General features: G+C 61.4%; 24 protein-coding genes. 12 read left to right on the top strand and 12 right to left on the bottom strand.

Annotation, left to right across the window (positions count from 1 at the left end; genetic code table 11):
- The first annotated feature begins 22 nt into the window (after window positions 1–22).
- The 8 genes from AS026_RS14755 to AS026_RS14720 all read left to right on the top strand — a co-directional run bounded on the left by AS026_RS14755 (window position 23) and on the right by AS026_RS14720 (window position 4,575).
- Window positions 23–745: a DUF1045 domain-containing protein gene (locus AS026_RS14755; protein WP_018857513.1), complete on the top strand. Its 723-nt coding sequence runs from the start codon at window positions 23–25 to the stop codon at window positions 743–745.
- Window positions 746–844: 99 nt separating this feature from the next.
- Entirely contained in the window at window positions 845–1,768 is a 924-nt protein-coding gene (gene puuE, locus AS026_RS14750; RefSeq protein ID WP_018857514.1) for an allantoinase PuuE, read from the top strand.
- Complete coding sequence (gene uraD, locus AS026_RS14745) at window positions 1,768–2,265, top strand: 2-oxo-4-hydroxy-4-carboxy-5-ureidoimidazoline decarboxylase (RefSeq protein ID WP_018857515.1); 498 nt, start codon at window positions 1,768–1,770, stop codon at window positions 2,263–2,265. The genes puuE and uraD overlap by 1 nt, the downstream gene beginning before the upstream one ends.
- 55 nt (window positions 2,266–2,320) lie before the next feature.
- On the top strand, window positions 2,321–2,614 hold the full coding sequence (locus tag AS026_RS14740; RefSeq protein ID WP_025660454.1) for a nucleotidyltransferase family protein: 294 nt from the start codon (window positions 2,321–2,323) through the stop codon (window positions 2,612–2,614).
- Entirely contained in the window at window positions 2,611–2,973 is a 363-nt protein-coding gene (locus AS026_RS14735) for a HepT-like ribonuclease domain-containing protein (RefSeq protein WP_062370381.1), read from the top strand. The genes AS026_RS14740 and AS026_RS14735 overlap by 4 nt, the downstream gene beginning before the upstream one ends.
- 4 nt (window positions 2,974–2,977) lie before the next feature.
- Complete coding sequence (locus tag AS026_RS14730) at window positions 2,978–3,478, top strand: ureidoglycolate lyase (RefSeq protein ID WP_062370378.1); 501 nt, start codon at window positions 2,978–2,980, stop codon at window positions 3,476–3,478.
- Window positions 3,475–3,831: a hydroxyisourate hydrolase gene (uraH, locus tag AS026_RS14725; protein ID WP_018857519.1), complete on the top strand. Its 357-nt coding sequence runs from the start codon at window positions 3,475–3,477 to the stop codon at window positions 3,829–3,831. Before AS026_RS14730 ends, uraH begins: the two co-directional genes overlap by 4 nt.
- Window positions 3,832–3,834: 3 nt before the next feature.
- The gene (locus AS026_RS14720; RefSeq protein ID WP_025660451.1) at window positions 3,835–4,575 is read left to right on the top strand and encodes a metallophosphoesterase family protein; all 741 of its coding nucleotides are present in this window, start codon (window positions 3,835–3,837) and stop codon (window positions 4,573–4,575) included.
- Between the two features lie 9 nt (window positions 4,576–4,584).
- Here AS026_RS14720 and AS026_RS14715 read toward each other — a convergent pair whose 3' ends face one another.
- Together AS026_RS14715 and AS026_RS14710 are read right to left on the bottom strand one after the other, a co-directional pair.
- Window positions 4,585–5,727 (bottom strand): alpha-hydroxy acid oxidase, encoded by a 1,143-nt coding sequence (locus AS026_RS14715; RefSeq protein ID WP_018857521.1) that lies wholly within the window; start codon window positions 5,725–5,727, stop codon window positions 4,585–4,587.
- 76 nt (window positions 5,728–5,803) lie between these two features.
- Window positions 5,804–6,772 carry a quinone oxidoreductase family protein gene (locus tag AS026_RS14710; RefSeq protein WP_062370376.1) on the bottom strand — a complete coding sequence of 323 codons (969 nt, stop codon included), beginning with the start codon at window positions 6,770–6,772 and terminating at the stop codon, window positions 5,804–5,806.
- Between the two features lie 97 nt (window positions 6,773–6,869).
- Between AS026_RS14710 and AS026_RS14705 the strand changes: the two genes are divergently transcribed.
- Complete coding sequence (locus AS026_RS14705; protein ID WP_062370374.1) at window positions 6,870–7,721, top strand: LysR family transcriptional regulator; 852 nt, start codon at window positions 6,870–6,872, stop codon at window positions 7,719–7,721.
- A 74-nt stretch (window positions 7,722–7,795) separates the two neighbouring features.
- Here AS026_RS14705 and AS026_RS14700 read toward each other — a convergent pair whose 3' ends face one another.
- From AS026_RS14700 to AS026_RS14690, 3 genes are read right to left on the bottom strand one after another with little or no spacing between them, the layout of a single operon-like run.
- Window positions 7,796–8,533, bottom strand: coding sequence for an SDR family oxidoreductase (locus AS026_RS14700; protein WP_062370371.1), 738 nt, complete (start codon window positions 8,531–8,533; stop codon window positions 7,796–7,798).
- A 31-nt stretch (window positions 8,534–8,564) separates the two neighbouring features.
- Window positions 8,565–9,554 (bottom strand): aldo/keto reductase, encoded by a 990-nt coding sequence (locus tag AS026_RS14695; protein WP_062370369.1) that lies wholly within the window; start codon window positions 9,552–9,554, stop codon window positions 8,565–8,567.
- 14 nt (window positions 9,555–9,568) lie between these two features.
- Complete coding sequence (locus tag AS026_RS14690; protein ID WP_062370366.1) at window positions 9,569–9,964, bottom strand: (R)-mandelonitrile lyase; 396 nt, start codon at window positions 9,962–9,964, stop codon at window positions 9,569–9,571.
- 123 nt (window positions 9,965–10,087) lie between these two features.
- On the opposite strand from AS026_RS14690, the gene AS026_RS14685 reads away from it, so the two are divergent.
- Window positions 10,088–10,981: a LysR family transcriptional regulator gene (locus tag AS026_RS14685; RefSeq protein ID WP_062370364.1), complete on the top strand. Its 894-nt coding sequence runs from the start codon at window positions 10,088–10,090 to the stop codon at window positions 10,979–10,981.
- Between the two features lie 56 nt (window positions 10,982–11,037).
- Here the strand turns inward: AS026_RS14685 and guaD are convergent, their stop codons facing one another.
- The 4 genes from guaD to AS026_RS42045 all read right to left on the bottom strand — a co-directional run bounded on the left by guaD (window position 11,038) and on the right by AS026_RS42045 (window position 14,599).
- A complete protein-coding gene (gene guaD / locus AS026_RS14680) occupies window positions 11,038–12,345 on the bottom strand; it encodes a guanine deaminase (RefSeq protein ID WP_062370362.1) in 1,308 nt (435 codons plus the stop codon).
- A gap of 44 nt (window positions 12,346–12,389) precedes the next feature.
- On the bottom strand, window positions 12,390–12,821 hold the full coding sequence (locus tag AS026_RS14675) for a COG3650 family protein (RefSeq protein ID WP_018857528.1): 432 nt from the start codon (window positions 12,819–12,821) through the stop codon (window positions 12,390–12,392).
- On the bottom strand, window positions 12,818–14,056 hold the full coding sequence (locus AS026_RS14670; protein ID WP_062370360.1) for a urate hydroxylase PuuD: 1,239 nt from the start codon (window positions 14,054–14,056) through the stop codon (window positions 12,818–12,820). Before AS026_RS14670 ends, AS026_RS14675 begins: the two co-directional genes overlap by 4 nt.
- Window positions 14,057–14,461: 405 nt before the next feature.
- A complete protein-coding gene (locus AS026_RS42045; protein ID WP_160330115.1) occupies window positions 14,462–14,599 on the bottom strand; it encodes a hypothetical protein in 138 nt (45 codons plus the stop codon).
- Between the two features lie 236 nt (window positions 14,600–14,835).
- Between AS026_RS42045 and AS026_RS14665 the strand changes: the two genes are divergently transcribed.
- Window positions 14,836–15,168 (top strand): hypothetical protein, encoded by a 333-nt coding sequence (locus tag AS026_RS14665; protein WP_018857532.1) that lies wholly within the window; start codon window positions 14,836–14,838, stop codon window positions 15,166–15,168.
- On the opposite strand, the gene AS026_RS14660 is transcribed toward AS026_RS14665, so the two are convergent.
- The gene (locus AS026_RS14660) at window positions 15,165–16,070 is read right to left on the bottom strand and encodes a LysR substrate-binding domain-containing protein (protein ID WP_062370358.1); all 906 of its coding nucleotides are present in this window, start codon (window positions 16,068–16,070) and stop codon (window positions 15,165–15,167) included. The two genes, AS026_RS14665 and AS026_RS14660, sit on opposite strands and share 4 nt — an antisense overlap.
- A 101-nt stretch (window positions 16,071–16,171) precedes the next feature.
- Between AS026_RS14660 and AS026_RS14655 the strand changes: the two genes are divergently transcribed.
- A complete protein-coding gene (locus AS026_RS14655) occupies window positions 16,172–16,369 on the top strand; it encodes a hypothetical protein (protein ID WP_037216974.1) in 198 nt (65 codons plus the stop codon).
- A gap of 54 nt (window positions 16,370–16,423) precedes the next feature.
- Here AS026_RS14655 and xdhB read toward each other — a convergent pair whose 3' ends face one another.
- Together xdhB and xdhA are read right to left on the bottom strand one after the other, a co-directional pair.
- On the bottom strand, window positions 16,424–18,763 hold the full coding sequence (xdhB, locus tag AS026_RS14650) for a xanthine dehydrogenase molybdopterin binding subunit (RefSeq protein ID WP_062370355.1): 2,340 nt from the start codon (window positions 18,761–18,763) through the stop codon (window positions 16,424–16,426).
- The gene (gene xdhA, locus AS026_RS14645; RefSeq protein ID WP_062370352.1) at window positions 18,763–20,229 is read right to left on the bottom strand and encodes a xanthine dehydrogenase small subunit; all 1,467 of its coding nucleotides are present in this window, start codon (window positions 20,227–20,229) and stop codon (window positions 18,763–18,765) included. The genes xdhB and xdhA overlap by 1 nt, the downstream gene beginning before the upstream one ends.
- Window positions 20,230–20,247: the final 18 nt, after the last annotated feature.

Below are 20,247 nucleotides of genomic sequence, written 5' to 3'. Positions count from 1 at the left end.
TTTGTTCGACGGAGGAAATTGGATGCGCTATGCCATTTGCTTTACACCCGCTGCGAGCGACCCGCTTTCGCACGTGGCTGCAAACTGGTTGGGTCGAAACGTGTTCTCTGGCGAGATGGTCGAGCCGACAGCGATCCGCGGCCTGAGCATTCACGAGATTGCCTTCCATACGGCGCTACCGCGCCGCTATGGCTTCCAAGGTGTTCTGAAGGCGCCCTTCCGCCTCGCCGCCGACGTAACGGAGGCGCAACTTCTGCGGGATCTGATGCGCTTCTGTGGAACGCTGACGCCGTTTCACATCCATCAGCTTGAGGTGGCGAGGCTCGGTGTATTCTACAGTCTCGTTCCGTCGCGGCCTTGCGAACATGTCCACTATCTTTCCAGTGCCGTCGTTCAAGAGTTCGACCGATTCCGGGCGCCGTTGAGCGAGGCAGAAATCGAGCGGACGGACCCGGGTGGCCTGTCGGCGGCGCAGTTCGCCAATCTGTATCGCTGGGGCAGCCCTTTTGTGATGGACGAGTTTCGCTTTCATATGCCGCTGACCGGTCCTGTCAGCCACTGCGACATGCCACGGGTCGAGCAGGCGCTTCGGAACGCCTTCGAGCCAGTCCTCGCCGATCCCGTCAAGGTCGCCAATGTCGCGCTGATGGTCGAAGAGGGGAATGGCGGGCCGTTTAGCGTGCATTCGCTGCATCCGATGGGCAAGGTCAGCGCACGTCGAGATCGTGTTCCTACACTGGCCTAAGAGTTTGCGCCGCAAAGGCAAAACTCTGTTGCGTACTTTCCGTCTCGACATTCCTACTCTGGATGCTACCGTTTCGCCGACTTTCAGGAAGGTGATTTCATGGTATCCGAAACTTATCCGCGCAATCTGATCGGTTACGGTCGCAACACGCCCGACCCGAAGTGGCCGGGCGATGCCTGCGTGGCCGTTCAGTTCGTTATCAATTACGAAGAAGGCGGCGAAAGCTGCATTCTCGATGGCGATCCTGCCTCCGAAAACCTTCTGTCGGAAATTGTCGGTGCCGCGTCCTGGCCGGGTCAGCGAAACCTCAATATGGAATCGATTTACGAATATGGCTCGCGCGCCGGGTTCTGGCGCTTGTGGCGCATGTTCACGGAGCTCAAGGTTCAGGCCACCGTTTATGGGGTGACGCTTGCTATGGCGCGCAACCCGGAGGCGGTCGCGGCCATGAAGGAAGCCGGTTGGGAGATCGCCAGCCACGGGTACCGCTGGCTTGAGTACAAGGACTTCCAGGAAGACGTCGAGCGCAAGCATATCCAGGAAGCCGTGCGCCTCCACACGGAACTGACCGGCGAACGTCCCTACGGAATGTACCAAGGCAAGCCTTCGGACAACACGCTGCGCCTCGTCATGGAAGAGGGAGGTTTCCTTTATTCCTCTGACTCTTATGCCGACGATCTGCCGTTTTGGGTGAAGGGTGTCGATGACAACCCGTTCCTGATCATACCCTATACGCTCGAGACGAACGACATGCGCTTTGCAACGCCGCAAGGCTTCAATTCCGGCGATCAGTTCTTCACTTACCTCAAGGATGCCTTCGATACGCTGTATGAAGAGGGGAAGGCCGGCAGCCCGAAGATGATGTCGGTCGGCCTGCATTGCCGTCTCGTCGGTCGTCCCGGTCGCGCCGCAGCGTTGAAACGCTTCATCGAATATGTGCTGAAGCACGACAAGGTGTGGATACCCAGGCGAATCGAGATCGCGCAGCATTGGCATGCCCACCACAAGCCGGAGACAATCTGATGCTTTCGCGGGACGAGTTCGTGTCACGCTACGGCGGTGTCTTTGAACATTCGCCGTTCATTGCTGAGCGTGCCTATGACGACGGTTTCGTCGGCGACGAACTGACGGTGGATCGTGTCCACACGGCGCTCGTCGCCATCTTCCGGGCGGCGAGTCCGGAGGAGCGGCTCGGCGTGCTGCGTGCCCATCCCGATCTTGCCGGACGTCTCGCGATAGCGGGTGAGCTTACCGAAGACAGCAAGAAAGAGCAGGCAGGCGCCGGGCTCGATCGGCTGAGCGCCGCGGAACATGGCCGCTTCACCGAGCTCAACACGGCCTATGTCGAAAAGTTCGGCTTTCCCTTCATCATCGCGGTTAAGGGCCTGAACAAGGATGACATTCTGGCTGCCTTCGAAAAGCGCATCGACAACACGCGCGATGAAGAGTTCGAAACAGCCACCGCACAGGTCGAGCGTATCGCGTTTCTGCGCCTTGAGATGATACTGCCGGGGCGTTGAGACAGGCAGCTCCTTGGTGCTTTTCTCTTTTGCGCCCGTGACTTATAGTTGCGCCATGAGGCCATCCGAAGTGCTGGAGAAGAACAGGCAGGCGATCCGCGAAGTGACGAAGCGCTTCAACGCGGCGAACCCGCGTGTCTTCGGCTCCGTGGCGCGCGGCGAGGACCGGCCGGACAGCGATCTGGATATTCTGGTGGATGCGCTGCCGGGCAGCACATTGTTGACGCTGGGCGGCTTGCAGGACGCACTGGAACAGATGATGCTGGGTACGTCCATCCATCTGCTGACGCCCGGCGACTTTCCCGAACCCGTGCGTATCCGTGTCCTTTCGGAAGCGAAGCCCATATGAACCTCGAGCGAATTTCCTACCTGCTGGAGCGCATGCGGCAAGCCGCTACCGATGCCCATCAAATGGTCACCGATGTCAGTAAGGAGCACTTTCTGGCTGATATCATCCTTCAGCGGGCGGTCGGAATGAGCCTCCTGATGGCTTCGGAGATCGCTGCACAACTCATAAAGATCCATCCCGAGTTTATGGTAGAGCACCCCGAGTTCCCTTGGGGCGCGATGCGAGGCATGCGCAATCGTATTGCTCATGGCTATTTCGACATCGATCTCGACAAGGTTTGGGCGACCGCGAAAGACGATGTTCCCGACCTGCTCTACAGACTTGACCTCGTGCGCAATTGGCGTGCCGAAGGCGAATAAAGACATGTCTCAAATCCTCGATATTGTTCCGCTGACCAAATCCGCCTTTGCGCCCTTCGGTGATATCATCGAAGCCGATCCGGTAACGATGCGCTATATCAACAACGGAACGACCGAGCGCTTCCATGCGCTTGCCGCTGCCGAAGCGGCAGGCGAGGGCGCGCGCGTCGTCATCAACCTGTTTCGCGGCCAGCCGCGTCACTTTCCCTATGAAGTTGACATGATGGAGCGGCATCCGTTCGGCAGCCAGAGCTTTTCGCCTATCTCCGGCCGCCCCTATCTCGTCGTCGTCTCCGAGGACGAGGGCGGCAGGCCCGGTCGTCCGCGGGTGTTTCTGGCGCGGGGCGATCAGGGCGTGAACTATCGCCGCAATACCTGGCACCACCCGTTGATGTCGCTTGGCGCCGTAAGCGATTTCCTTGTTGTCGACCGCGAGGGACCCGGCAACAATCTGGAAGAATACTTCTTCGAAAGGCCCTTCATCATCAGCGAGCCGAGCCTATGACCGGACTGACCACCCACGTACTAGATACCGCGTCCGGCAAGCCGGCCGAGGGATTGCGGATCGATCTCTTTCACCTTGAAGGAGAGGTCCGTCGCCATATGAAGACGGTCAAGACCAATTCCGACGGCCGCGTCGACGGCGGGCCGATCCTGATCGGCGATAGCTTCAAGGCGGGGACTTATGAACTCGTCTTTCATGCCGGAGACTATCTGCGCGCCGAGGGTATTGCTCTGCCACACCCGGCCTTTCTGGATCTCGTGCCCATCCGCTTCGGTATTGCCGACGTCACCGCGCATTACCACGTGCCCTTGTTGATCTCGCCTTACGGCTATTCGACCTATCGCGGTAGCTAGGTGATGCGGTTTGCGGCGATCGCGGATGTACACGGCAACCATCTGGCGCTCGAGGCGGTGCTGGCCGATATCGCGGCGCAGGGCGTTACCGAGATCGTCAATCTCGGCGATTGTTTCAGCGGCCCGCTGACGGCAGGGCGAACTGCGGAGCTTCTGCGGGAGCGAGACATGCTAACCGTCCGCGGCAATCACGATCGCTATCTGATCGAACAGCAGCGCGAGGCCATGCATCTTTCGGACACGGCAGCGTTTGATCAGCTGACGGCGGACGACCTGCAATGGTTGCGCGGCCTGCCGACGAGCGCCGTTTATCGGAGCGAGGTCTACCTTTGCCACGCGACGCCTGCGAACGACAGCACCTATTGGCTGGAATCCGTGTCTACGGAAGGCCATGTCTTCCTGAAGCCGCTTGCAGAGATCGAGGCGTTGGCCACGGGCGCGGATTTCCCGCTGATCCTCTGTGGCCATAGCCATATCCCGCGACTGGTTCGCCTCAGCGATGACAGGCTGATCGTCAATCCCGGCAGCGTCGGCTGCCCGGCCTATGACGACGATCGACCGCATTACCACAAGGTCGAGACCGGCCACCCGCTGGCGTCCTATTGTATCCTGGAAAAGGGCGAGACCGGCTGGCTCCCTGCCTTCCGCACGGTCGCCTACGACTACATGGCCATGTCGCGCCTCGCAAATGAAAACGCCCGCCCGGATTGGGCAGGCGCGCTCGCGACCGGTTGGATGCCGTAGCTTCTTTTCTTACTGCCGACCGAGCAGTATGGAAGAATTGACGTCGTTGATGTCGCGCTTGCCGCAGAGCGCCATGGTGATGTCCATCTCCTTGCGGAGGATGCTGAGCGCGAGTGTAACGCCGTCCTTACCCATGGCGCCGAGACCGTAAAGGAAGGGGCGGCCGATATAGGTGCCCTTGGCGCCGAGGGCGACTGCCTTCAACACGTCCTGGCCGGAGCGGATGCCGCCGTCGAGATGCACTTCGATCTTGTGGCCGACCGCATCGACGATTGGCTCCAGCATGCTGATCGAAGAGGGGGCGCCGTCGAGCTGGCGACCACCATGGTTGGAAACGATGATGGCGTCGGCGCCTGTTTCGGCTGCTGCCTTGGCGTCCTCGACGTCGCAGATGCCCTTGATGATCAGCGGGCCGCCCCACTGCTCCTTGATCCAGGCGACGTCGGCCCAGGAGAGCTGCGGGTCGAACTGTTCGGCGGTCCAGGAGGAGAGCGACGAGAGATCGGAAACATTCTTGGCGTGGCCGACGATGTTGCCGAAGCTGCGGCGCTTGGTCTGCAGCATGTCGAGGCACCAGAAGGGGCGTGTCGCCATCTGCCAGATGTGCTTCGGCGTGAATTTCGGGGGGGCGGAGAGACCGTTGCGCAGGTCCTTGTGGCGCTGGCCGAGGATCTGCAGGTCAGCGGTCAATACGAGAGCCGAGCACTTCGCCGCCTTGGCGCGGTTGATCAGGTTGAGCACGAAATCCTTGTCGCGCATCACGTAGAGCTGGAACCAGAATGGCCTGGTGGTAACCGAGGCGACATCCTCGATCGAGCAGATGCTCATCGTCGACAGCGTGAAGGGAACGCCGGCTTCTTCCGCAGCACGGGCTGCCAGCATTTCGCCGTCTGCGTGCTGCATGCCAGTCATGCCAGTCGGGGCGAGCGCCACTGGCATCGACACTTTCTGGCCGATCATGGTCGTTTCAAGTGTCCGGTTCGTCATGTCGACGAGGACGCGCTGGCGCAGCTTGATCTTGGCAAAATCGCTCTCGTTCGCCTGGTAGGTCGACTCCGTCCAGGCACCCGAATCCGCATAGTCGAAAAACATCTTCGGGACGCGGCGCTGGGCGAGGCTCTTGAGGTCGGCGATTGTGAGAGGAGTGGCCATGGATAAGACTTTCACATCTGAATAACGCCATGGCCCTTAACATGATTTCCGAGGCTTTGTGTATCTCTTTCGTCGCCTATGGGACAAGAATCAGGCTGCCTGCCGCCCGTCCTTCCTCAAGGAATTGCTGGGCTTCCGCAGCCGCCTCTAGAGGGTATTCGCGGGCAATTGTCGACGTTATGCCTGAAGCCTGCATTCCGACCACGGCTTCAGCTGCCGTCAGGTAGGCTGCAGTGTCCGTGATGTAGACCATGACGCTGGGATGTGTCAGCGATTTTCCGGGGCGAAGCTCATCAACTGAGACAGGCGGGATCGGCCCGCCGGCCTGTCCGATTGTGGCGACGACACCGAAGGGACGAACGGCCGCTATGGATTTTGCCAGCATGCCGCCCCCGATGCCGTCATACGCGACATCGACGCCGCGGCTGTCCGTCAACCGCTTCACTGCGGCGACGACATCTGCGTCTCGGCCGATGGTCAGATGGTCCGCACCGTAGCTGCGGGCGAGATCGGCCTTCTCCTCCGAACTCACGGTTCCGATGACTGTAGCGCCGAGATACTTTGCCCACCGCACGAGAATACTTCCAAGCCCGCCGGCGGCGGCATGAATGAGAACGGTCGTTCCGGGCTCGACGCGATAGGTCTTCGTCAAGAGCATGTACGCTGTCAGCCCCTTGAGCATGGACGCGGCCGCAACCTTTGAAGGTACGCCATCGGGCAGGAGAACGGCGCGGGCCGCCGGCAAGAGCCTTGTCGCGGCATAGGCGCCGACAGGCGCGCCGGCATAGGCTACGCGATCGCCGGGTTTCAGTCTCGTGACGGCGCTTCCAACGGCTTCGACAGTGCCTGCTCCCTCGACCCCGAGTACGGCGGGATAGGCCGGCAGGGCGTAGAGCCCGCGACGGTGGTAGATATCGAGGAAATTCATACCGATCGCGTCGTGACGGATGCGGATCTCGTTTGCGCCAGGCTCCTGCGGCTGCTGTTCTGATACCTGTAGTTGCTCGATGCCTCCTGGTGCGAGAAGCGTAACGGCCTTATCCATGAAACGTGCTCTCCGATTGCTGCTGCAGCCATCATCGCCCATGGCGTTATGGTCGAAAATTCCCTATCGTTTCTCATTGCATGGGAAAAAATGAACAATGATCGATTGGGAAAACCTTCGCTACTTCGCGGCGTTCGCTCGTGCCGGCACGCTGCTCGGAGCTGCGCGCGCCCTCGGAGTGGAGCACGCGACAGTTGCCCGTCGAGTGGCCGGGCTCGAGGAGCAGATGGGTGTGAAGCTGGTCGACCGGCGCGGTCGGCGCATCGTGCTGACGCCGGAGGGCGAGCGGGTGGCGGGCATGGCGGAGCGGATGGGGCAGGAGGCGCAGGCCATCGAACGCTTGGGGCTTGCGGCCGGCGCGACGCTTGCCGGCGAGGTCAGGATCAGCGCGCCACCGACGCTCGCGGCTGCAATGCTGCCGGCAGCGCTGGTCGCCTTGCGAGCCCGCCACCCAGATATTGGTATCACCATCGTCGGCGAGACCCGCTATGCGTCACTCGACAGGCGGGAGGCGGATATTGCGGTCCGCATGACGAAGCCGGAACAGGGCAATTTCGTCATCAGCAAGCTTGGGAATGTCGGCTTCGGCTTCTATGCCACGGCTGCCTATCTGGCCGCGACGTTGGAGGAACAGCGGACTTTCATCGCCTACGATGAAACGATGGCGAGCGCACCGCAGTCGGTCCGGCTCGCCGACGCGACTGAGGGAAGGAAGGTGGCACTAAGGGCAACGACGCTGGAATTCCAGCTGGCGGCGGCGCGCGCTGGCGGCGGCATCGCCATGCTGCCAAATTTCATGCTGGCGGGTCGTGATGATCTCGTCGAGGCTATTCCTCAGCGGCAGCCGCTGACTCGGGAGTTCTGGCTCGTCGTCCATGCCGACATCCGCAACGTGCCGATCATCCGGGTTGTGATGGAGGCGCTGAAGTCGATTCCGTGGTCCGGCTAGCAGCTGCGGGCATTTCCGTGGGCAATAGCGCAGGTGGTTGGGGCTAAGAGGCGGCCTGAGCCGGCCGCCCCTAGTCAATATTCTTGCTTGGTCGGCCTGAACAGGATCTCGTTGACGTCGACATCCTCCGGCTGGCTCATGGCGAAGGCAACCATACTCGCGAAAGAGTCGGCCGGGATCGCCATTGCGTAGACCTTGCGGGCGCGCTCGGCGACGTCAGGTTCAGTGATGCTGTCGGGCAGCTCGGTCGCAACGGCGCCCGGCGAGATGATCGTCGTGCGGATGTTGTAGGGCTTTACCTCCTGCCGCAGCCCTTCGGAAATGATGCGCACGCCATGCTTGGTCGCGGCATAAACGGCGCTGCCCGGATTGACCTTGTGGCCGGCGACCGACGAGACGTTGATGACATGGCCACTCTTCTGCTGCTTCATATAGGGCAGCGCTGCGGCAATGCCGTAGAGCACGCCCTTGAGGTTGACGTCGATCATGCGGTCCCAATCCTCGACCTTGCCGCGCTCCAGTGGAGAGTGCGGCATCAGGCCGGCATTGTTGATGATGACATCGACGCGGCCATGCAGCCGAACGGCGTGGTCGACCAGGCGTTTGACCTGATCGACCTTAGTTACGTCGGTCTCGCCGACGGCGTCGCTGCCGAGGCCGAGTTCGTCGGCGATCGCATTCAGCCGGTCGAGACGCCGGGCGCCGAGAACGAGTTTGGCGCCGTCTCGCGCCAGGCGTCTGGCCGCCGCTTCACCAAGGCCGCTGCTCGCGCCGGTGATCACGACGACCTTGTCCTTGATACCGTCAGTCATGACAGGTCCTTTCCCTTCGCTTGGTCACCGCTCAGCGGTCGACCCTTGCCTGTAGGTGTGCCGGATAGCGGTCACCCTCGACCTTTATGCCGGCGAGCGCGGTTTCGATGGCGGCAAGGTTTTCCGCCGTCAGCTGCACGGCAGCGGCGCTGATGTTCTCTTCCAGACGGTGCATCTTTGTCGTTCCGGGGATCGGAACGATCCAGGGCTTGCGGGCCAGCAGCCAGGCAAGCGCGATCTGTGCCGGGGTCGCGCCCTTGTCGCGGGTGATCTCGCCGAGGCGGTCGACGAGCGCTTGATTGGCCTTGCGGGCTTCGGCGGAAAAGCGCGGAACGACGTTGCGGAAATCCTTGCTGTCGAAGGTGGTCGTCTCATTGATCGCGCCGGTCAGGAAGCCCTTGCCGAGCGGGCTGAACGGAACGAAGCCGATGCCAAGCTCCTCGAGCGTCGGCAGGATGTCCTGTTCTGGCTCGCGCCACCACAGCGAATATTCGCTCTGCAGCGCGGCGACCGGCTGCACTGCATGCGCGCGGCGGATCGTCCTGGCGCCGACTTCCGAAAGGCCGAAGTGCTTGACCTTGCCTTCGCTGATCAGGTCCCTGACCGTGCCGGCGACATCCTCGATCGGCACGTCAGGATCGACGCGGTGCTGGTAGAAGAGGTCGATCACGTCGGTGTTGAGGCGCTTCAGCGCCGCATCGGCAACCTCTCTGATACGAGCAGGGCGGCTGTTCATGCCGCTCTGGCCGCCATCCGGGCCGAAGTTGAAGCCGAACTTGGTGGCGATGACGACCTTGTCGCGGAATGGCGCCAGCGCCTCGCCGAGCAGGGTCTCGTTCTTGTAGGGACCGTAGGCTTCCGCGGTGTCGAAGAAGGTGACGCCGCGTTCGAAGGCGGCGCGGATTAACTTGATCGCGTCCGCGGTGTCCATTGCCGGGCCGTAGCCATAGCTTAAGCCCATGCATCCGAGGCCGAGCGCGGAGACTTCGAGGCCGCTTTTTCCGAGTGTGCGCTTCTGCATGGAATTTCCCTTTCCTAGCCCTGGTATTGTTCGTCGGTGACCGTTTCCATCCAGTCGACCACCTTGCCGTCGAGGGCTTCGGCGATCGCGATGTGGGTCATGGCTGTTGTCGCGGATGCGCCGTGCCAGTGCTTTTCGCCCGGTTCGAACCAGATGATGTCGCCGGCGCGAATTTCTTCCACAGGTCCGCCGTCACGCTGTGCGCGGCCGGTACCGGAGAGGACGATCAGCGTCTGACCGAGCGGATGGGTGTGCCAGGCGGTGCGGGCACCGGGCTCGAAGGTCACCGTTGTACCGCCGACGCGTGCTGGCGCCGCCCCGTTGAACGGCGCATCGATGCGGACCGTCCCAGTGAAATAATCCGCCGGTCCCTTGGCGGATGGATCGGAGCCGTTTCGCTTGATTTTCATCTTTCGTCCTTTCGTGAGCTCAGGAGCGTGCTGCTCGGCTGACGTTCGGAAGAAGATCTAGTGCGGATGCTTTCCTGCGATTAGATGGTATAAACGGCATAAGCTTATGAGTGAGATTCATGAATGACGCGGCAATCGATCAACGACCTCATCGCCTTTCTGGCCGTGGCGCGGGAGAGAAGCTTCACGAAGGCCGCGGCCAAGCTCGGCGTGTCGCAATCGGCGCTCAGCCATACCGTCCGCGGCCTTGAAACACGCCTCGGCCTGCGGCTGCTGACGCGCACGACACGCAGCGTGTCGCCGACGGAGGCAGGCGAGCGTCTGCTGAGCTCGATCGGGCCGCGTTTCGATGAGATCGAGAGCGAGTTGGCTGCGCTCAGCGAATTTCGCGAGAAGCCGGCGGGTACGATCCGCATCACGGCGGGAGAGCATGCCGCTGAGGCCATACTCTGGCCCGCGCTGGAGAGGCTGTTGCCTGATTATCCCGATATCAATGTCGAGATCATCGTCGACTACGGGCTGACCGACATCGTCGCCGAGCGCTATGACGCCGGCGTCCGCCTTGGCGAGCAGGTGGCGAAGGACATGATCGCTGTGCGCATCGGGCCGGACATGCGGATGGCTGTCGTCGGAGCGCCTGCCTATTTCGACCGGCAGCTCAAGCCGCAGGCGCCTGCCGACCTCACCGACCACAACTGCATCAACCTGCGCCTGCCGACCTATGGCGGGGTCTATGCCTGGGAGTTCGAGAAAGAAGGGCGAGAGGTAAAGGTGCGGGTGGAGGGGCAGTTGGTGTTCAACAACGCGCAGTTACGGCTGAACGCAGCGCTTTCTGGCCTCGGTCTGGCGTTTATGCCGGAGGCGCTGGTGTGGCAGCCACTGTCCGATGGACGGCTCGTTCGCGTCCTTGAGGATTGGTGTGCGCCGTTCCCCGGATATCATCTCTATTATCCGAGCAGCCGGCAGACGTCGCCGGCCTTCGCCCTGCTGGTCAATGCGCTTCGCTACCGGGGGTGAGGCATACGAAATTCGCCTGCTCGCTGCGGACCGATGCCGACCTCAACGGGCAGATCTCAGATGGCACTCTTGGCGGCGACGCCTGCCACATAGGTCTCCACGATCGCGCGGTCGTCGCCCATGGTTTGCAGCAGGAAGAGTTCTTCCGGCAGCGTCTTCACGACCTCCATCTTGAGCGCCATGGCGGGCGTTGCGGCGGCGTTGAGGACGACGATATCGGCGTCGGAGCCGACATCGAGCGTACCGATCCTGTCGGCAAGGGACAGCGACCGGGCGTTGCCCAATGTTATGTGGTAGTAGCTCTCCAACGGGTTCAGGCGTTCGCCGAGCAGCTGCTGGATCTTGTAGGCCTCATCCATCGTGCGCAGCATCGAATAGCTGGAGCCGCCGCCAATGTCGGTCGCGACCCCGATGCGCACCGGCTTTTCGCGGCGCGCAAGCGCCTTCAGCGGGAAAAGACCCGAGCCGAGGAAGAGGTTCGACGTCGGGCAATGCACCGCGACCGAGCCTGCTTCGCTCATCGCATCGGCCTCGCGATCCGAAAGATGGATGCAATGGCCGAAGAGCGTCTTGTCGCCGAGCAGGCCGTAGCGCGCGTAGATGTCGGTGTAGTCGATCGCCTCGGGATAAAGCTCGCAGGTGAACTTGATCTCGTCGTGGTTCTCGGAGAGGTGAGTCTGGATGTGGAGGTCGGGAAACTCGCGGGCAAGCGCCTGGGTGGCCTCCATCTGTGCGGGCGTCGAGGTAATCGCGAAGCGCGGGGTGATGGCGACGTGGCAGCGCGCCTTGCCGTGCCAGTCTGCGATGATCTGGCGGGTCTCGTCATAGCCCATCTGAGGTGTGTCGAGCAGCCCCTGCGGGGCGTTGCGGTCCATCATCACCTTGCCGCCGATCATGCGCATGCTGCGCCTCAGCGCTTCTGCGAAAAAGGCGTCGGCGGAGGTCTTGTGGACGGAGCAGTAGGCGACGGCCGTCGTCGTGCCGTGGCGCACGAGCTCATCGTAGAAATGCGTGGCGATGCGCTGGGCGTGATCGCTTTCGACGAAGCGGCATTCCTCGGGGAAAGTATAAGTGTTCAGCCATTCCAGCAGGTTTGCCGCATAGGAGGCAATGACCTGCATCTGCGGGAAATGCAGGTGCATGTCGATGAAGCCAGGCATGATCAGATGCGGACGATGGTCGACGGTTACGGCATCGGCGGGGGCGTGCGGGCTCACCTTGTCATAGGCGCCGCAGGCAACGATCAGGCCATCCTTGATCAGGAGGGCGCCGTCGCTTTCGTAGAGATAGCTTCCACTATCGCTAAGATCTTGGGGTGCGCGCAGGAAGGAAAGCAGGCGGCCGCGGAGGAGGGTATGTGTCATGGCTTTCTGTCTCTGTCGATTGTCTTCTTGTTGCGCCGTTGGCGTCAGGGCGCCGGCTGGGCGGCAATGGCCGCCGGAGTGTCGGCGCAGCCGTACATGGTCTTGTCTCCGAATGCCAGAACCGCGTTCAGCGTGTAGTGACGATCGGACATGCCGTCTGAGCAATCCCCTTTGGTCAGCGTCAGCTTGAAGGGTGCCGGCCCGTCGGCGATCGTCCACGTGGCGCGATCGTTCTCGATGACCGGACCGGAGTTGGCGCTCTTGACGTCCTCGATACCTGGACGGCTGAACGTGAGCCCGTCGGTGCGGATCTTGATCGCCCAGAAGGGCTCGGTGCCAAGGGCGTTCAGATCGCCGGAAAAATTGCCAGCGGCTGGTGCCGCGCCGCCCTCCGATCCCGAAGCATCCGCTCCGCTCTGCCCGCAGGCGGTCAGGGTGGCGGCGAGGAGCAGGGCGCGAAGGGCGGCTGAGATCATTCCTGTTTGCCTTCGACTGCGCTTTCGAACCAGGCGACGAGCAGCTCGCGCTCATCCGGGGTGATATCGGTCACGTTGCCGGGCGGCATGGCGTGGCTGCGGCCCGCCTGTATATAGATCTCGCGCGCATGAGCGGCAATTTCCGCATCGGTTTCGAGGACGACGTCCTTTGGCGGCCGCGCTAGCCCTTCATAAACCGGTTCGGCGGCATGGCACATGGAACAGCGCGTGCCGACAAGCTGCTTGACCGCGGGGAAATGCGGGTCGCCGGCGAATTGCTGAAAGGCGGGGGCAACCGCTTGCGCATCCTTCTCGCCGGTTAGCACCTGCGGCACCGTGGACAGCCACATGATCAGGATGAAAAGGATCACGGTGACGATCCAGGTCCAGGTCGGGCGGCCCTTCCTCGCATGCGTCGTGTTGAACCAGTGGCGGATGGTGACGCCCATCAGGAAGACGAGGGCGGCGATTACCCAGTTATAGGCGGTGCCGAAGGCCAGCGGATAGTGGTTCGACAGCATGAAGAAGATCACGGGCAGCGTCAGGTAGTTGTTGTGGAGTGAGCGCTGCTTGGCGATCGCGCCGTACTTGGCATCGGGCGTGCGCCCGGCGATCAGGTCGGCGACGACGATCTTCTGGTTCGGGATGATGGTCATGAAAACGTTGGCCGACATGATCGTTGCCGTAAAGGCGCCGAGATGCAGGAAGGCGGCGCGGCCGGTAAAGAGTTGCGTGTAGCCCCAGCCCATGAAGATGATCACGGCGTAGAGAACCGCCATCAAGCCCCAGGTGTTCTTGCCGAGCGGCGACTTGCACAAGAGGTCGTAGATGACCCAGCCAACCGCAAGCGAGGCGAGCGAGATCAGGATCGCGACCGGAGCGGTAATGTCGAGCACATGGCGGTCGATGAGGAAGAGATCGGCGCCGCCATAGTAGACGATGCAGAGCATCAGGAAGCCGGAGAGCCAGGTAAAATAGCTTTCGTATTTGAACCAGGTCAGGTGCTCGGGCATCTGCGCGGGCGCCACCAGATACTTCTGGATGTGATAGAAGCCGCCGCCGTGAACCTGCCATTCCTCGCCATAGGCGCCGGGCGGAAGGTGCGGCCGCTTCACTAGGCCGAGGTCGAGCGCAATGAAATAAAAGGACGAGCCGATCCACGCAATCGCGGTAATGACGTGAAACCAGCGGGCCGCAAAAGCCAACCATTCCCACGCTATGGCATATTCATACATAGAGTTCCCCTGTTCTTCCCTCGACTCGTCACTTTGCAGAAAGACGCGCCCGGAGGAAAGAGGATTGCGGTTACTCGGAGCTATTGCCGAGAATAACGTAGAGCCGATCACGGTAACGAACTTTTGAAAAGGCGGCGTGCGATCCGTCCGCGCACGCTCGAGGCTCGAAACCTGCCGGTAGAGCCAGGTGGTTCCCTTCATGTTCGTTGAGGAGATCAAGGTTGCGGGAGCGACCTACCCGGAGCATGTCGACGTGGGAGCCGGTGATGGACAGCACCGCCCAACTGCCTTCGTTGCCCTTGTAACCGATCGTGTCGAGTGTCTCATTGAGCTGTCCCGGCCCTCGAACGCGAAGAAAACCCGATCCTGATAAGGCTGCAATACATAAACCATATCAACGCCGTTTTACGGGCTGCTCACCTTGCGGACCTCGCCGACGTCGATCGCCATCAGATCCTCTACCTGAAGCCTGCGCTCCTGGGCATGCAGCGCGAGCGGCATCGAGACAAAGCATACTAGGCCAACATGTCGACGTTTTTTCATTGGATGCTCTCTGTGCCGGCGACGCTCGGCACTCTAGAGACCGCTTGCCGGCTGTCGAGAGGTGGGCGCGCGAAATGGTACGGCGCCCCCGAACAAAGGGGGCTGTCAGCGCCGCTGTGCAGCATGGAAAGTGGCTTGAAATGTCACGTTTCGATTACAATTTCATTTTGAGGCCGTCGGGCTGAGGTGGAAACCGCTTCGTCCCGGCGGCGCTTTCATCAACGGAGATGATGCCCATGCGCAGCATTCTTGTGTGTGTGATGATTGCATTCGCATCCTGTGCTTACGCGCATGATGCGCCGTCGGGCTGGAGCTATGAGCCGTTCTGTTGCAATGGTGACAGCGAGACCGGCGACTGCCAGATGATCCCACCAAAGAGCGTAGCGATCACGCCGCACGGCTATCGAGTGACGCTGCTGCCGGGGGATCACCGGCTTGTCACGCATGCGCATGTGTTCCTTCTTCCCATGGGCAAGGCGATGCGTTCGGGCGATGGCGACTACCATCTCTGCCTGTTCCCGAACGAGGATACGCCGCGCTGTTTCTACGCGCCACAGATGGGCTATTAGCTGCCGTCGATCCCGGCGGCGTTCATTTCCGCAAGAATCCAATTTCGGAATGCCTTGATCTTAGGGACGTTGCGACGGTTCTCCGGATAGGCGAGCCAATAGCCTCGGCCATCGGTGCATTGCAGTTCGAATGGGCGGATCAGCTTCCCGCTTGCAAGTTCTTCCGGATAGAAGTCGGGCGTCAGGATCGCGACACCCTGGCCGGCGACGGCAGCCGCGGCCTCATAGGCCTGGGCGCCGTAGAAGCTTGTGCTTCGCTTCTCGAGGCTGGGAATCAGTACACCAGCTGCTTCCAGCCATTGGTGCCACCAAGGATCAGTGGGATCGAAAATCCGAAGCTTCAATAGGTCGGCGGGCTCATGAATGCCGCCAATGCTTTCCGCGAGTGCCGGGCTCAGCATAGGCGTGAAGTAGACGTCCATCAGTTTGTCCGCCCGCAGGCCGGGCCACTCGCCCCTGCCTGAGCGTATGCCGACATCGACCGCTTCGCGGCCGAAATCGACCAGCGAATCCGAAGTGCTGAGCCGTACGGCGATATTCGGATTGGCGAGCTGAAAATTGCCGAGCTTACGCGCAAGCCATTGGGACGCGAATGTCGCCAGGCAGGTGATCTGTAGCGTTACCTCCGTTTCGCCGCGTGCCTCGGCCATCGCGAGTTGCAGCATTTCGAAGGCTTCTGTGACCTGTGGAGCCAGCCGTTCTCCAGTCTCGGTCAGACTGATGTGACGTGGACGACGCAGGAACAGCGGCTCGCCGACATTCTCCTCCAGAAGCTTTATCTGGTAGCTCACGGCAGTCTGAGTCATGCCGAGTTCTTCGCCCGCGCGCGTAAAACTGCCGAGCCGCGCGACCGCCTCGAAGACCCGCAGGGCGTTCAACGGAAACTGCTTCGACAGCTTCATGGATAAGTTCTCTTTATGTGTTCCGACGATTGTTCGATTGGAATTGCAGCATTTATTGGCGCAATCTGCAACTCAACGGATCAGATTATTGAGGTGAAGTTATGGATTGCGCCGTTATCGAACAAGAGAGCCATGCAAGGGCTGCCGGGACTTCCAGTTGGCTCTCCGGCTTTGGCCGAAGGCTGCTGCGCCGGCTTTCGGAATGGGACAGGCTGGAGCTCGAGGGTATGCCGGATCGCGTGAAGCGCGACCTTGGTTTCATGGATGGACGCGAGCCGCGCTACGACAGGGAGTTCTAGCGGTAGGGCCCGGGATGGGAACGATGGCAGCACCGCGACGTGCTGCCCGTCATGTCAGGCCCTCTTCATCCGCTCGACGGCCATCAGCACCCGCTCGGGCGTTGCCGGTGCATCGAGCTTCGGGCAGACCTTGTAATTTGCGACGCTGGCGACAGCCATCGAAATGGCCTCGAGCACCGAAATCGCCAGCATGAAAGGCGGTTCGCCGACTGCCTTGGAGCGGCCGATCGTGTGCTCGGCATTCTCCGACCATTCGGCAAGCCGTACGTTGAAGACCTTCGGTCGGTCAGAGGCGAGCGGAATCTTGTAGGTTGATGGTGCGTGCGTGCGCAGCCGGCCCTTTTCATCCCACCACAATTCTTCCGTCGTCAACCAACCCATGCCCTGCACGAAGGCGCCCTCGACTTGTCCGATGTCGATCGCCGGGTTCAGAGAACGCCCGACGTCGTGCAGGATATCGGTGCGGTCGATGAGGTATTCGCCCGTCAGTGTATCAATCGATACCTCCGAGCAGGCTGCGCCATAGGAATAGTAGTAGAAGGGCGTGCCGCGGCCGGCGGCCCGATCCCAGTGGATCTTCGGGGTCTTGTAGAAACCGGCAGCCGAAAGCTGGACGCGGGCGAGGTATGCCTGCTTGACGAAATCCGCAAATGCGAACTCCTTGTCGCCAACGCGCACGCGGTTTGGCAGGAAGACGACGTCCGTTGGAGGGACGCCCCACTTGTCGGCGGCAAATGCGACCAGCCGTTCCTTGATCTGGCGCGCGGCATCGTAGGCGGCCATGCCGTTCAGGTCGGAACCCGAGGAGGCTGCCGTCGCCGAGGTGTTCGGCACCTTGCCTGTTGTCGTCGCCGTGATCTTCACATGCTCGATATCGACCTGGAAACTGTCGGCCAGCACCTGCGCGACCTTGGTGTAAAGACCCTGGCCCATCTCCGTACCGCCGTGGTTCAGATGGATCGAGCCATCCTGATAGACATGCACGAGCGCGCCCGCCTGGTTGAAGGCGGTCATGGTGAAGGAGATGCCGAACTTCACCGGCGTCAGGGCAATGCCCTTGCGGATGTAGCGGCTATTGCGGTTGAACTCGATGATGGCGTTGCGGCGCGCCCGGTACTCGGCGCCTTCTTCCAGTTCGCCAACGATGCGTTCGAGGATGTTGTCTTCGACTTCCTGGTGGTAAGGCGTCAGCGTGCGGCCAGAGCCGGGCTGGCCGTAGAAATTCAATTTGCGGATCTCCAGCGGATCCTTTCCAGTCGCATAGGCGATTTCTTCGATGAAGCGCTCGGCACCGAGCATGCCCTGCGGTCCGCCGAAACCACGAAAGGCAGTGTTGGAGACCGTATGCGTCTTCAGCGGTTTCGAGCTTAGATGAACATGCGGATAGAAGTAGCTGGAATCCGCATGAAAAAGAGCGCGGTCCGTGACCGGGCCTGAAAGGTCGGAAGAAAAGCCACAGCGCGCCGCATAGGTCGCGTCGACCGCGTAAATGCGGCCGTCATCATCGAAGCCGAGTTCGTAGTCGACAAGGAAGTCATGGCGCTTGCCGGTGGCCGTCATGTCCTCATCGCGATCAGGTCGGAACTTGATGGCACGCTTCAGTTTCTTGGCGGCGATCGCTGCCAGGGCCGCGAACTGGTTGCCCTGCGTTTCCTTGCCGCCGAAACCGCCGCCCATCCGGCGGACATTGACGGTGATGGCATTCGACGGAATATTCAGCACGTGACCCACGATATGCTGGATTTCGCTCGGATGCTGGGTGGACGACCAGATGACAACGTCGTCGTCCTCGCCGGGGATGGCCACGGCGATATGGCTTTCCAGATAAAAGTGCTCCTGGCCGCCGATCCGCATCTGGCCATTCAGTCGGCGCGGGGCATTTTCCATTTCCGCCTTCGCATCGCCGCGCTGCAGGGTCATCGGCGTGATGACGAGTGGGCTGCCGTTCTCGAGCGCACCGTCAATATCGCTCCAATGCGGCAGGTCGCGATACTCGATCTTCGCCTTGCGGGCGGCCCGCCGGGCAATCTCGCGCGTCTCGGCGATGACGGCGAAGATCGGCTGGTTGTGGAATTCGACCTTCTTCTCGGCGAGCAGCGGCTCGTCGTGGCTACCGTTGGAACTGACATCATTGACGCCGGGAACGTCCTTGCCGGTGAGAACCCAGATAACGCCGGGCGTCGCCGTGACCTCCGAGAGATCCATGCTGACGATTTCGGCGTGCGCCCGTTCGGACAGGCCGAGTGCGCCGTGCAACAGGCCGGCGGGCTCCGGAAGGTCGTCGATGTAGTCGGCCGATCCGGTCACATGCTTGTGCGCGGAATCGTGGCGCAAGGCATCGTGCATCGCGCCGTTGATGATGAATTTGGGATCGGCGAAAGTCGACTTGTCCATTATGCCACCTCCTCGAAGCGGTGGAGCTCAGCTGGTGCGCCGGATGTTTCCAGGAAGAAGCGCGTCAACAGGTTCTTCGTCGTCAACTGGCGATACTCGGCCGTTGCGCGCCAATCGCTCAGCGGTTGGAAGTCGGCGTCGAACTCTGCACGCACTTCTTCGATCGTTTGTTCGTTCCATGGCCGGCCCATGAGCGCATTCTCGACGTTGCGCGCACGCTTCGGCGTTGCGGCCATGCCGCCGAAGGCGATGCGGATGTCGTTAACGTCGCCTTCGCCGTCCAGCGTCAGATAGAAGGCGCCGAGAACCGCCGTGATGTCTTCATCGCGGCGCTTGGTGATCTTGTAGACCGCAAACTGGGTTTCTTCTGCCGGGTAGGGCACGAAAATGCTCTCGACGAATTCGCCGGGGCGCCGATCCTGCTTGCCGTAGTCGATGAAGAAATCTTCCAGCCGCAGCATGCGCGTTCCGGCCAGGGAGCGCAGCTTCACCGTCGCTCCAAGGGCAATCAACGGTGGTGGCATATCGCCGATCGGCGAACCATTCGCGATATTGCCACCGATAGTACCCATGTTGCGCACCTGATCGCCGCCGATGCGGTTGATGAGGCGGCCAAGCGTCGGAACCTTACCGGCGATAGTCTCGAAGGCGCGGCTGTAGGTGACACCCGCGCCGATCGTGAAGCCGCCGTCGCCAGCGGTGATCGACTGCAGATCGGTCAGATGGTTGATGAAGACGACGGGGTCCAGGGCACGCATCTGCTTGGTTACCCAGAGGCCCACGTCGGTCGATCCGGCGACGATCGTGGCGTTCGGCTCTTCGGACAGCACACGGGCCAGCGCGTCCAGTGATCCGGGCAGGATCAGTCGGCCCTCCACCGTGGTGATCGTGACGGTCTCACTGTTTCGCATCGCCCAGAGGCGCGAGATGATCTCGGAGCGGGTTTTCTCCAGCGGATCAAAGAGCGCGCTCGGGCGGGTGTGGCTCACCTGCTCGGCCGCCTTCACGATCGGCTCATAGCCGGTGCAACGACAGAGATTGCCTTGCAGTGCCTTTTCGATGTCTGCGCGGCTCGGCTTGTCGTTGGAAAGCCAGAGGCCATACATCGACATGATGAAGCCCGGCGTGCAAAAGCCGCATTGCGATCCATGGCAATCGACCATCGCCTGCTGTACCGGATGAAGCGTGCCGTCCTTGGCGGCCACATGCTCGACAGTGACGACATGGGTGGCGTTCAGCGACCCCATGAAGCGAATGCAGGCGTTGACGGACTCATAGTGTAGCTTGCCGTCTATCAGCCGTCCGACAAGGACGGTGCAGGCGCCGCAATCGCCCTCCGCGCATCCTTCCTTCGTGCCGGTCAGCCGGCGCTTCAACCGGAGATAATCGAGAAGCGTCTCGGTCGGCCGGACATCGCCAAGCGTGATGTCCTCGCCATTCAGGATGAAGCGGATGCTGTCGTTCATATTGTTCCCTGGTTTTTA

Source organism: Rhizobium altiplani, assembly GCF_001542405.1.
In the GTDB taxonomy this organism is placed as follows: domain Bacteria; phylum Pseudomonadota; class Alphaproteobacteria; order Rhizobiales; family Rhizobiaceae; genus Rhizobium; species Rhizobium altiplani.
This window is presented reverse-complemented; position numbering and strand designations above follow the sequence as displayed.